Here is a 12,909-nt window from a genome sequence, read left to right as displayed (position 1 = left end):
TCGCACCTCGCATAAAGTCGCTGCATGTCTAAATCTGTGGTTTCATTTGAAGGATATCAAATTTTGCAAGATATCTACTTATGATGATAAACGTTGCACCCGCCATTGTAATATTAGGTCAAAATAGCGTGACAGTAGCACGCAAAATAATCAGTGTTCTACCAGGGGCGACGCTATACGGTCTAGAGGGTCGCACATCTGGAGTTGATGTCAGCTTTACGAACTTTGGCGAGACGCTGCGCGAGTTATTTGCCCAAGGAAGGCCGCTGATTGGCATTTGTGCCACCGGCATTTTAATTAGGACGTTAGCTCCGCTCCTTTCAGATAAACGACAAGAACCACCAGTGCTAGCTGTAGCTGAAGATGGTAGCGCTGTTGTCCCCCTATTGGGTGGACTTGGTGGGGTAAATGATTTGGCACGCCGCATTGCTGAAGCACTGGATGTCAAACCAGCAATTACGACCACAGGCGATTTACGTTTGGGCACAACGCTGTTATCTCCTCCAACTGGATACCATTTAGCGAACCCAGACGATGCGAAGAAATTTATCTCAGATGTGCTAGCTGGGGCGCAAGTCAAGCTAGAAGGAATAGCACCTTGGTTGAGCGATAGTAAACTGCCTATAGATCCACAGGGAGATTTGACGATTCAAGTTACAGAACGTTTGGTAACTCCCACAACCAACAGTCTTATCTACCACCCAGCAACGATCGCGATCGCAATTAGTGACATCATTGATGATGCATTAGCTTTAGTCCAGCAGCTACTAGCTGCTGCCAAACTAGAAAAAACATCAGTCGCCGGCATATTTGCACCCATCGCTACCGCCGCCGATCCCACAATTCACGCCGTAGCTAGCGCCTTGGGAGTACCTGCCCGCTTTTTTACCCCAAATCAGCTAGAAAGTCTACTTTCACAGGGTTATAGCCCCGCCCAAGCCGCAGCGATCGCCGCTACAGACACATCTCCCTTATCTTCCCCTTCTCCTAACATTGCGATCGCTATTGCCCCGCAACCAATAGACCCCAACACCATCGGTCAGCCACGCGGACGGTTAGCGATTATTGGCACTGGCCCTGGTGGAGCGCAATGGATGTCTCCAGAAGTCAAGGAGATACTCAAATCGGCAACTGACCTCGTAGGTTATAAAACCTATTTAGATTTAGTTGGTTCTCTAGCTGATGGCAAAGAACGGCATGAATCCGACAACCGAGAAGAAGAAGCACGGGCAAAGATGGCTCTTGATTTAGCCGCATCTGGGCGATATGTAGCTGTAGTTTCCTCTGGCGACCCCGGTATCTATGCAATGGCAACAGCAGTTTTTGAGGTATGCGATCGCGATCGTAAACCCGAATGGGAAAGTATCGATATTCATGTAGCCCCAGGCATCTCTGCAATGCAGGCAGCAGCAGCAGCCATTGGCGCGCCCTTGGGGCATGACTTCTGTGCTATTTCCCTCTCTGATATTTTGAAGCCTTGGTCTGCGATCGCACAACGAATTACTGCTGCTGCTGAGGCTGATTTTGTGATTGCTTTCTACAATCCTGTTTCCAAAGAGCGCACCTGGCAACTAGCAGAAGCGAGAAATATTTTGCTGCAACATCGCACACCAGATACACCAGTAGTATTAGCACGGAATCTCGGTAGACCAGGACAGACGGTAAAAGCGATCGCACTTGACCAGTTAACACCAGCAAGCGCTGATATGCGGACAATTATTCTCGTTGGTTCCACAAAAACCAGAACCATCAAGCGCAGCGATGGTAGCATCTGGGTTTATACACCGCGTCGCTATACCTAACAGCCAGTAGGGAACAGGGTTGAAACTCTCTTAATCGGCTAAAAAACTCTAATTTGCATAATCGAATTAAACATAACTCTTGTGTGGTGGGCATTTGCCCGCCCAGCTTATGCAATTTAAATATGGAACATCTTATATGGCTTTGTGCTTAAAATTTGTACCTCATACCAATTTGAAAAATGATTGCGACAGATAGTTTCACAAAAACCAGACACAGAAAGCGATTCTCAATTCAAAATCTAAAATTCAAAATGGTATCACTTACCTGCAATCTGCTGTAATAACAGTGCAAGACACTTCTCTTAATCTGAAATATTTTTAATTTTTAATATTGACAAGTCTAATAAAATCCTGCAAAGTTTGACGATACTTTTCTTCGGCTATCCAGAATAAATCATTATGATTTGCCTCTTCAACCCACAAATAACGTTTTGGGGATATTGCAGCATCAAATAACCTTTCTCCATGAGTAAAAGGAATGATATCATCTGCTTTTCCATGAATCACCAATATTGGACATTTAACTTTTTTGATATTGTCTAGATTGGGAAACTTATCAAAAGGTAAAATCTGAAAAGGTACTATTACTCGAAAAGCCGAAGTAAACGAACTTTCAATAATTAAACCAGCTATTGGTTTTCGCATTGCTAAATTTACCGCAGAACCACCGCCAACCGAACGCCCCAAAACTATAATTCTTTCAGGTGGCGTTTTTAAATTTTTGGTCAAATAATTGTAAGCGCTATTGATATCTTCGTATGCGTTACTTTCTGTTGGTTTTCCTTCACTCGTACCGTAACCGCGATAATCATAAGCAAAGACACTAAAACCCCAGGCGTGTAATTTTTCTAATATCTGTTTAATTTCTCCTAAATCTTCGGAATTACCATGAGAATAAAGAATCGTATATTTAGCTTGATTGTTCAATAAGTATGTAGCTGATATCTTCGTATTTTCCCCGCTTGTCAACTTCAAAATTCCTGGATCATCCTTATAGCTAGAGGATTTAGATAGAAAAATCATGCTATCTGCCCGAAAATATACAAATACTCCAAAAAATATATAGATAAATATTAAAGATTTAACCAACCGTTGCCAAGTAAAATCACCAATTAGTAGTTTTCTAAGTTTTTGTTTATCCATTAGTTTTTATTTATTAGGTAAAGCTTTATTTCCAGGTTTCCCGATTTCTGATATTTTCTAACTACAACTAATACAACTTCACCAAACTTCATACTAGTGGCGTGGCAAGCTGAAAATAGTGTATTAAACGTAGGTTGGGTGGAGGCTTTGCGTAACCCAACATATATCAGGATGTTGGGTTGCTACAATTTTTTTGCAACATTTTAGCCTTGTCATGCCACTAGCTTGATCAGAAAAACTATTGAGTGTTCTATAATTGAACGACTGAGTAATTGCTTGATCTAGATTATTGAACTGATATCAAGAAACACTGTTATATAGCGGTTCTTAATTGCATAGAATACAAACCATTTGTAGGGGCATAGCAATCATGTGCCCTGCATTCAAACGAGAACCGCTATATTTCTTGATGCTAGACAGAAATGCTTAGTTTTGTATCAGTTACAGTTACCAAAACTGCAACGGTTATGAAATCTCAGGCTGCTCAAGACTATTCTAAATAAGTAGAAACTTCAAATGTGACAAAACAAATTTAGTGTGAGGATTTAGCCATGTCTTACCCGATTCCGTCCAAAATGTGGCAGCGAGTCAGTATTGTTGCACTATTATTAGTAATACCATCAATAGGAATTGCGATTTTACGTCAGTCTGCTACGGTTGCGATTCCAGCTAATCAGACTCCTCCCAGTTCTAGCATTCTACCCAATCACCCTGACTACCAAGCACTCCAGGGATTGGTAAAACAGTATAGTTGCGTCGTCTCCATCCAAAACTTTGGCACTCTTCCCATAACTCGAACTGAATTTGCCACAGTCTTGAATGACTGTCTAAATCGCATCAACGAGCTAGCAACGACCGATCCCAAGATAGTTACTCAAGCAGATATGAAAACTCTGCAACGCTTGCAGTCCGAATTCGCGCCGGAATTAGCAATCCTCAGAAGTTCGATAGATGAATTGGATGCTCGTAATCTTACCACTCCAACTCAGACTACCAGAGAACGTACTCCAGCTGAGTCTACCCGAAAGACTCAACCTTTACCCACAGTTCTACCCCGTAGTATTCCGTCTAGGGCATCTATGCAGGATCAACTTCTTAGCCGTCCCGCAAGCCCTGAACTCCAAGCTGGTAGTAGTATTGGAAGGGTTGCACCCCAAACTGAAACAGATAGCAGATTCAATACAGAAAACTACAACCGAATTGAGGATAACCCCTTTCATCGCGTTGGGAATGACCCACTTTCCACCTTTTCTATTGATGTCGATACAGCATCCTACAGCAACGTGCGACGGTTTATTACTCAAGGGGAATTACCACCCAAGGATGCAGTGCGAATTGAGGAATTGATCAATTATTTTACCTACAATTATCCTCAACCAAAAGGCGATCGCCCTTTTTCTGTAACCACTGAAGTTGCTGCTACTCCCTGGAATCCTCAACATAAGATGGTACTGGTCGGTTTGCAAGGTAAACGCTTAGAGAGCGAAACCTTACCACCCAGCAACCTAGTATTTCTGATTGATGTCTCCGGTTCTATGGATGACCCCAACAAATTGCCCTTGGTGCAGCAATCCTTGAAATTACTAGTGAATAAACTGCGCCCTGAAGACCGGGTAAGTTTGGTAGTTTATGCTGGGAATGCTGGATTAGTCTTACCTGCTACTCCTGGTAGTCAGAAATCAAAAATTCTGGCGGCTATTGACCGCTTGGAGGCTGGAGGTTCCACTGCTGGCGGACAGGGTATTGAACTAGCTTACAAGATAGCCAAACAAAACTTCCTCAAATCTGGCAATAACAGAGTAATTTTAGCTACCGATGGAGATTTTAACGTCGGGGTTTCCAGTGATGGCGACTTGACGCGATTAATTGAACAGAAGCGAGACCAGGGAATTTTCCTGACTGTGTTGGGATTTGGCACTGGTAACTATAAAGACGGGAAAATGGAGCAATTGGCTGATAAGGGTAACGGCAATTACGCTTACATTGATACCCTATTGGAAGCCAAAAAGGTTTTAGTTAACGATTTGAGGGGAACTCTGTTTACCATTGCCAAGGATGTGAAAATTCAGGTGGAATTTAATCCGGCGAAAGTTCAGGCATATCGGTTGATTGGCTACGAAAACCGCTTGCTGCAAAACCAAGATTTCAATGACGATAAGAAAGATGCAGGGGATATTGGGGCTGGTCATTCTGTGACAGCACTTTATGAAATCATTCCCACTGGTACAAAGAGCGATGTGAAGCTGCCAGAGGTAGACCCCTTGCGATATCAGCGTTCTGGTGAAACTGCCTCGAATACTGACGGCAATGAGTTGATGCAAGTAAAACTACGCTATAAGTTGCCCCAGGATAGCACTAGTCAATTAATTACCCAAACCATCCAAGATGATGATTTGAGAGCCGACCAGATACCCTCTACAAACCTGAGATTTGCTGCTGCGGTTGCTACCTTTGGGATGGTTTTACGTGACTCTGAGTATAAGGGGAATGCTAATTATGATTTGGTGATGAAATTGGCAACCCAAGGAAAGGGGGAAGACCAAGAAGGTTATCGAGATGAGTTTATTCGTCTGGTGGAGCAATCTAGGGCGTTGATTGCCAGGACGGGGAGTAGGGAGTAAAGAGTGGTGTAAGCTGTTGTGATTATAGTTTGCACATTGAAGCGGCAGGGGAGCAGGGTGCAAGGTAGAGGATTTACAGATTTTGCCTAATCATGCTCGTGATGCAATTTGCAGACACAACAGCTTAGTTCAATTACTTGAAAAGCACTATACCGACCTAGTAAGGTACATCCGTTATGGGGGCACGGCATGTTCCCTACACCTTGCTCATCTGAATGGGAACCGCTATATAATCTTTTGGAGCTATTCACAACCCAGACCAAAAAGGCGATTGTTTTAGCGCTTACAATCGAAACGATCGCTATTCATGCTAATTGTTCATAAGTTGATGATGTCTGTAACCCAATGATGAAAAGGTTTGTAAAGTGGTGTGTTGAGTTTCCTTTTTGGTGGAATATTCGCCAAAGCAGAAAGTCTCTTTTGTTTGTGGTTATGCTTGCCTTGGGTGTGGTAAGTCCGCTGATGCTATCGTTCCCCTTGAAGGCTCAAATTAATCTACCGCCAACGCCCGCATCTGAGTTAAGGGGAGTGTGGTTAACAAATATTGATAGTGATGTATTATTTGAGCGCGATCGCCTCAAGGGATCTTTGCAACGCCTTGACGAACTCAATTTCAACACTATATACCCGGCGGTTTGGAATTGGGGATATACATTGTATCCTAGCAAAGTTGCCCAAAAAGTTATCGGGCGATCGCTCGATCCCACACCGGGACTGCAAGGGCGAGATATCCTCAAAGAAATTGTGGATGTAGGACATCAAAAAGGGTTAACAGTGATTCCCTGGTTTGAATTTGGCTTTATGGCACCAGCAGATTCTCTACTAGCTAAAAATCGTCCCCAATGGCTCACCAGTCGCAGCGATGGAACTCGGATTGTCAAAGATGGGAATGATAATCGCGTTTGGCTAAATCCTTTTCGCCCAGAAGTACAACAGTTTATTCAAGATTTAATCGTTGAAATTGTTAGAAACTACAATATCGATGGGATTCAACTTGATGACCATTTTGGCTTACCATCAGAATTAGGATACGATGCTTATACAGTGGCACTTTACAAACAAGAACACCGTGGTAAAGCGCCCTCCAAAAATTTTAAAGATCCAGAATGGGTACGTTGGAGAGCTAACAAAATCACTGAGTTTATGAAACGGGTTTTCACAACCATCAAAGCTACTAAAAAAAATTGCCTCGTTTCTGTTGCTCCTAATCCTCAACGTTTTTCCTACGAATTCTTTTTAGCAGACTGGCAAAAATGGGAACGGCTAGGAATTATTGAAGACTTAGTTTTGCAGATATATCGTGATGACTTGAATATTTTTATTAGTGAATTAGAGTATCCAGAAGTGAAAACAGCCAAGAGCCATATTCCGGTGAGTGTGGGGATTTTAGCTGGATTGAAAAACAAATCCGTACCGATACAGCAGATTCAGACACAAGTGCAAAAAATCCGCGATCGCAATTTCGCCGGAGTCTCTTTCTTTTTCTATGAAACCCTCTGGAACATAAGCAAAGAAAAGCCCCAAGAGCGTCAAACTGCCTTACAAAAAATCTTCCCTACACCAACAACTTACCCGAATTTACTAGCAGGCTGGAAACCATAAGAAAGGATGAAGGATGAAAGTTAATACTTTATCCTTCACACTTCTACTCTTCAGTCAGACTGCTCCGGTTTTGCGCTCAATCCCCGTTACGAATTACGTTAGCGTAGCGGTAGCGAGTCCGCGAGCGTCATTACGAATTACGAATTATTTTAACTAGCTTGCTGTCCAAACCGTCTTTCTAATTCAGCTTCCGCTTCCTCAATAGTCATCGGCACCTGATTTGGAGATTGGGCACGTCTCCTGTCGATGTAGATATGGAATGCTTCATCGTCGTTGCGATGCTCCAAAATATAAGTTCTTAGCTGCTCTAAAGGCATTTGTTGAAAGTTAGGTTTTGTCATAACCAAAGAATTTCTCCAGTTGGTGTTACCTCAGTTTCTATTGAATTATTTGCCAAGATATAAACATTTTTGGTGCGCTCGTCTAACCTTACAAGGTCTATTCTTTTATAAACTCTAGTAAGTTGAGCGCACACCCGAATCGCAGATATTGCTTATTTGGGTGCAGGCTCCATAAAAACTATCCTATTCCCAAACGCCCAGCCAAGCCCGGAGTTAGGGGTAAAAGAGTAGTAATCATCAAGAATAAAGCTAAAAGCCCCAAAGCAGCTCTAGCATCATCAGGTTCAGTAACTTCATTCAAACTGGGGCGTTCTTGATCTCGTTGCAAGAAGAAAATCACGATCGCCCAGTACATGGCAATCATATTACCGAGAGACACTAACGCTAGTAAAATTAAAGTTGCGATCGTTGCCCTTCCTGCGGTTTTGCGTCCATAAATCGCCTGCACAATCCGCCCACCATCTAGCTGTCCTGCGGGCATTAAGTTCAAAGCGGTAATGACTAACCCCAGCCAACCAATCACCACTAGGGGATGAACGCTTACCAAGGGTGACTGCAACGCCGAACCAAGGACAACTCGCGCCAAACTTCCCACCAAAATCGACCCTTGGAAAAACTGATTGGGCAATTGAAATAAACTACCTGGGTGGGAAAGCAGCAAGCCTGTCACCAGCATTAACAAAGAGACAATACCACCGGCGGCTGGCCCTGCCAAAGCGATATCAAATAATACTTTGCGGTTGGGTAACAGAGACTCGAAGCGAGTAATTGCACCAAAGGAGCCAATTTGCACTGCGGGTAGAAAGAATGGCCAGCTGAGGCGGATTTGGTGACGCTGGGCAAGTAACCAATGACCAATTTCGTGAGCAACTAAAATTGTAAATATCCCAGCACCTATGGGCAAAGCTTCTTGAAACCGCCCTGGATTGCCAAAGAAATCAAAATTCAGCAATAAGCCTGCTGCTTCTAAATTTGTGGCAATGGTTGCTATCAACAAAATACCTGCAAAAGCTTTTTGCGATCGCAACATCGGCTTGGGATCGTTGCGACTGGGTAGGACAATCACCACTGGTCTACCGTCTGTATTTTCCACTAAAAACAGACGATAGCGATCGCCAAGGCGTTGCCGTAAACTTGCAGTTAGACGGTTGTGAGTCTCTTCTGGTTCTCCCCGCAAATTGCCTTTGAAAATTGCTCCATCTTGGTAAGCGATCGTTTCTGTAGCAAAAAATGTATCGATACCGAAAATACCTTTAATTGCACTCAAGTCATCTTCCGGTATTGGCGGGATTTCCGCTTTCAGTTCTGCTGCTGTTGGTTGTGAGGAATTTGCTTCAAGTAAGGAAGCCGCAGCGAGTCTTTCGGTTGCGCGTTGCTTGAGGATGTCATCTTGCCCAGCTGCGCGTAACTGTCTGCCCAAATAAACGTACAATCCGGCGGATGTCACCACTAAGAACAATATACCCGCTATATTGATGTAAATCCCTACGGCAAACAATCCAAAAAACAGGAGCCAGGGAGTCATCAACACCACCGACTGTAACCAGGCTAAGATTCCCAGCTTACCAAAAGGTCTAGCGCGATAAAAGCCCCAGCCCAAAATGCCTAAAGCTACCAGTAGGATTGCCGCCAGGATAGAAGTTTCTGATAAAGTAAACATCTCCAAACCTTTGCTATTGAAACTAAGCCAGAACAAGTCCGGTATTGCAGATACACTTATTAATTTATAACGTCGCCTGTCCTCTGCCCAAATTATCTCGCTTTGAGTGGTCGTAGCCAAACCCACGCGAGAGGTAAAAAAGTTTATAAAGTAAATCTTAAGTAGGATGTGTTACGGCTTTGGCCTAACGCACCTGAGCAACTTGAAAAGAGAGCGATTGATATATTTACAACCGCTCTCTAACCCAATAATTAATTTGCTCAAACTCTATATGAGCGAAGTAGTCTTCTAAGTCCAATAAAGAATTTCAGCATTTGGAAAGCGTCTACTAATCTCACTCTCAAAAAAGCAACGCAACGCCTTCATTGTATCTTTCTCATAAACGTACTTCGTCCCACCAAACTTATTACGCTTGACGCTGCGTTTTGCCTCATCCATCTCTAATTTTGATTGCGGATACCAAGTTTGTAACACTTCTTTTGACCCAGGTGTGAACCGATGCGAGATGAGTTCAAAGGTAAGGTTACAATCAAAATCCAGTGCCTCGTTTATCTGGTCAAATAAACAACTATAGTGCATTTGCCAATCATCTATCGGCATAATTGGCGCGATAACCAAACCTACTGAATAACCGCCACCGCCACGCTTTTGTGGTAGCGCCAACCGTCGCAACGCATTCAGTCTAGATGCTACGGATGCTGTACCACCTTCAAACTTACCAGAAATTGGTGCGGCATTAACGCTCATCCGACAGCGAGTATTCCCATTGTGTGGTAAGTCGAGTAATCCATCCACAGCATCAAACTTCGATACCCAACGTAGATGTGCATTGGGACGAGTGCCAAAGTAACGGATACATTCAGCAAGACTTCCAGTTAAATGCTCAATACCCAATGGGTCTGTGTAACAGCTAACTTCAAAACTCGTGGTTTTCCCTTGTTGCTCGTAGTTCGCTGAATTCTCTAGTATCTGCGGTAAGTTGGCAAAAGCGCGGATGACAGGTGGGCCGGACAAGCTACCTGCTAAGTAGCAGTATTGACAGTGAGCCGGACAACCTTCGGCAAGGTGAAACTGCCAATCGGCAGAAGGTGGGATCGGACTCAGTTTAAAAGAACTGGGTGGTGCAGTAACCACCGCTAAAGTACGCTTGGCGATGTTGTAAGTATCCCGCTCAGACTCACCGCGTAGACCCTTCAGGCGGTTCTGTGATAGTTCTTCTATTGGTAAGTTGAGTGACTGCACACGTTTAAGAATCTGCTGCCCCCAAACTTCATCTAGGGCAGCAGGTGTAAATAGTACCCGTTCAGGTATCCACAACCTTGGCGATCTTGTTTGTGTATCTGCTGAAACTTGGTCTGTAATGGTATTCAGCAATATCGTTCTCCGTTATGAAAGTTTGCTGATTTCTGGAATTAATTTTCCAAGACTTGCTTAATTCGTCGTTCTAACAAATCAAGATCCAAACTGCCTTCATCACGGTTAATTCGGCGCACAGTGGAATTAACATTGGCTAAATTAACCAATAAATCTTGAAGAATTTCTTGTTGCTGACGGGCTTGAGTAACTTCACGTGGTTCCTGTACTAAATCACGCACAATGGTATCTTCAGCGCGAGAGGCGATAATTGGATCGTTTTGCCCTTGAACGTGAACAAAGGTTCGTCGCCCAGGGCCTCGCTCCTCTTCTATTGGTATAACTGCTGTCACTTGGTCAGAACGCACATATTTGCCAAATCCCAAATGAACTAGTTCTGATGAGAGTATTTTCATATATTGAAGCGTTATTTTTATGTCTTACTTATATTATAAAATTTAGAAAAGTGACTTAAAGCCATAGAGCATACGGGTTATACCCAATTCAAGGTAGTAGTTTCCTTTCTCAATCGCTGCTTGATATCTCTATGTCAATCACACTATTTTTGCCAGCTTTCGGGCTTGTTCTGGGGTTTTACTAAGCTCAGTAAACTTAAGTTTTAGGTTGCAGTTTTAACCTTGGCTTGTCAAGTACAGCATTTTATTCATTTGTAGGGAATTAAATTTGGCAATCTTTTGCAATGCCAATGCGTCCTTTTGCCATGCTAATACCAATTTAATTAATGATTGCAACACATCCTTGGGTAAAGACGCGATTCATTGAGTCTCTACAAATGATCTATTTGTCGCATTCTTTTCTTTAATTGGTATAATACATCGACCGCATTGTTAATGCGTGCTTTTGCAATGCCAATGCGTCGGAATGCATTGTTAATGCGTGCTTTTGCAATGCCAATGCATCGGGATGCATTGTTAATGCGTGCTTTTGCAATGCTAATGCATTAGGATGCATTGTTAATGCGTTCCCTTACAATGCCAATGCATCAGGATGCATCAGCAGTTATAGAGTATGAACCCAGCTTCGACAGATCGTATACCAAGGTTGAGGCATCGGCAATTCATACTGCACTGAACGAATTAGCTACTGATGTCCACATTGGGGCAACTTCTGTAGTCTTTTTCTTAGTTGCAATCCGCTGTATTAGTTGCTCAAACAACTTGACAAATAATTCTGCTGGCAAGCTCTCCAGGCGTTGAGATAAAGCTTGCCGGCTCACAGACATTGCCTCTAACCACAATAATCCTTCCACTTTTAGGCAGCGCAGAACATCTGTTAAATAATGTATTTGTCGATATACTAAACTCAGTACTATTGCTGCCATCATAGGTAGAGTTAGTATGCGTGAGCGCAAGCTCCGCTCTTTGTCTTTTATCCCTTTGAGATTCGCAAATGTACCTAGACTGATTAACTCAAACAGCCGTGATTCTATCTCTTGGATTGATGGGGCCGGTACCGTGACTTGATGCCGAAAATTTGGATTCCCTTGTTTTTTGCGAGGTTTACTCATGACAAGACTTTCATTTTCTTAACTTGACACCAATGGCAAGATGCCTACCCCACAAGAGTTATGTTTGATTCGATTATGCAATTCAGATGTTTTTTAGCTTAAAACTGGATTGAAGGCTAGATACACTAAGCTCTTAACTCACTTTTCAGCTATGAAAACTGTACAATAGTCAATCACTTTTATTTATTAAATTTAAAAAAAAAAGTATTTGCTTCTATCCTAAAAGGTCTTTAAAGTAGAGTTAGCCGGTCGGCAATGGGTTGATTGTAAAGTTTTCTTAGCATTAGCTTAAGGAAACAGACTTCGACACTTTGTATTTTTAGGTATGAGTTTAAAATATTACGCCTGTGGTAATCTCTAATAAATCAGAATACGCGCTTCTAGCCCTGTTAGAGTTAGCAACCTGCTACCCTAAGGGTGAAGCCCTGCAAATTCGGGAAATAGCGGCATTACAAGACATACCGAACCGCTATTTAGAACAACTTCTAGCAACATTAAGACGTGGAGGTTTGATTAAAAGTATACGCGGAGCCAAAGGTGGCTATGTTTTAGCACGAGATCCTGCAAAGATTACAGTATTTGATGCTTTTAGCTGCATGGAAGGGTCAGATATTGTTGTCTCTCCTTGTGAGCCGACTCCCAACACGGTAGAAGGTGAGCTAATTCAGGAAGTCTGGCAGGAAGCACGTCAGGCTGCTAACTCTGTTTTGGAAAAATATACACTCCAAGACCTTTGCGATCGAAGAGCAATCCGAGAACAGAAGGAACTAATGTATTACATTTAGGAAGGATGACCAAATAATTACTAATTCGTAATACTCGCCTCCAGCGAGAAGCAAGCTACGTAATTCGTAATTAA

The 12,909-nt window shown here is 42.9% G+C and carries 11 protein-coding genes; 4 read left to right on the top strand and 7 right to left on the bottom strand.

The window, feature by feature from the left end; all coding sequences use genetic code 11:
• Nucleotides 1–83 precede the first annotated feature (83 nt).
• Complete coding sequence (gene cobJ / locus V7L31_RS05695) at nucleotides 84–1,802, top strand: precorrin-3B C(17)-methyltransferase (RefSeq protein ID WP_442944363.1); 1,719 nt, start codon at nucleotides 84–86, stop codon at nucleotides 1,800–1,802.
• 318 nt (nucleotides 1,803–2,120) lie between these two features.
• Here cobJ and V7L31_RS05690 read toward each other — a convergent pair whose 3' ends face one another.
• Nucleotides 2,121–2,945, bottom strand: a complete 825-nt coding sequence (locus V7L31_RS05690) for an alpha/beta hydrolase (protein WP_334695342.1) — start codon at nucleotides 2,943–2,945, stop codon at nucleotides 2,121–2,123.
• Between the two features lie 551 nt (nucleotides 2,946–3,496).
• Between V7L31_RS05690 and V7L31_RS05685 the strand changes: the two genes are divergently transcribed.
• Complete coding sequence (locus V7L31_RS05685) at nucleotides 3,497–5,566, top strand: vWA domain-containing protein (protein ID WP_334695341.1); 2,070 nt, start codon at nucleotides 3,497–3,499, stop codon at nucleotides 5,564–5,566.
• A 348-nt stretch (nucleotides 5,567–5,914) separates the two neighbouring features.
• Nucleotides 5,915–7,168 carry a glycoside hydrolase family 10 protein gene (locus V7L31_RS05680; RefSeq protein ID WP_334695359.1) on the top strand — a complete coding sequence of 418 codons (1,254 nt, stop codon included), beginning with the start codon at nucleotides 5,915–5,917 and terminating at the stop codon, nucleotides 7,166–7,168.
• A gap of 149 nt (nucleotides 7,169–7,317) precedes the next feature.
• Here V7L31_RS05680 and V7L31_RS05675 read toward each other — a convergent pair whose 3' ends face one another.
• The 6 genes from V7L31_RS05675 to V7L31_RS05655 form a co-directional block, all read right to left on the bottom strand.
• On the bottom strand, nucleotides 7,318–7,509 hold the full coding sequence (locus V7L31_RS05675; protein ID WP_334695340.1) for a DUF6887 family protein: 192 nt from the start codon (nucleotides 7,507–7,509) through the stop codon (nucleotides 7,318–7,320).
• Nucleotides 7,506–7,649 (bottom strand): DUF6888 family protein, encoded by a 144-nt coding sequence (locus V7L31_RS32545; protein WP_442944362.1) that lies wholly within the window; start codon nucleotides 7,647–7,649, stop codon nucleotides 7,506–7,508. The genes V7L31_RS05675 and V7L31_RS32545 overlap by 4 nt, the downstream gene beginning before the upstream one ends.
• A gap of 38 nt (nucleotides 7,650–7,687) precedes the next feature.
• On the bottom strand, nucleotides 7,688–9,169 hold the full coding sequence (locus V7L31_RS05670) for a site-2 protease family protein (protein ID WP_334695339.1): 1,482 nt from the start codon (nucleotides 9,167–9,169) through the stop codon (nucleotides 7,688–7,690).
• Between the two features lie 288 nt (nucleotides 9,170–9,457).
• Nucleotides 9,458–10,480 carry a spore photoproduct lyase family protein gene (locus tag V7L31_RS05665; RefSeq protein ID WP_442944361.1) on the bottom strand — a complete coding sequence of 341 codons (1,023 nt, stop codon included), beginning with the start codon at nucleotides 10,478–10,480 and terminating at the stop codon, nucleotides 9,458–9,460.
• Between the two features lie 101 nt (nucleotides 10,481–10,581).
• Nucleotides 10,582–10,938, bottom strand: coding sequence for a hypothetical protein (locus V7L31_RS05660; RefSeq protein WP_104900334.1), 357 nt, complete (start codon nucleotides 10,936–10,938; stop codon nucleotides 10,582–10,584).
• Between the two features lie 662 nt (nucleotides 10,939–11,600).
• Nucleotides 11,601–12,050, bottom strand: coding sequence for a hypothetical protein (locus tag V7L31_RS05655; protein ID WP_334695338.1), 450 nt, complete (start codon nucleotides 12,048–12,050; stop codon nucleotides 11,601–11,603).
• 347 nt (nucleotides 12,051–12,397) lie between these two features.
• On the opposite strand from V7L31_RS05655, the gene V7L31_RS05650 reads away from it, so the two are divergent.
• Entirely contained in the window at nucleotides 12,398–12,835 is a 438-nt protein-coding gene (locus V7L31_RS05650; protein WP_292847338.1) for an RrF2 family transcriptional regulator, read from the top strand.
• Nucleotides 12,836–12,909 lie beyond the last annotated feature (74 nt).

This window comes from Nostoc sp., assembly GCF_036916655.1.
GTDB lineage: Bacteria > Cyanobacteriota > Cyanobacteriia > Cyanobacteriales > Nostocaceae > Nostoc.
The sequence above is the reverse complement of the archived record's forward strand: the minus strand, read 5'-3'. Positions and strand labels throughout refer to the sequence as shown.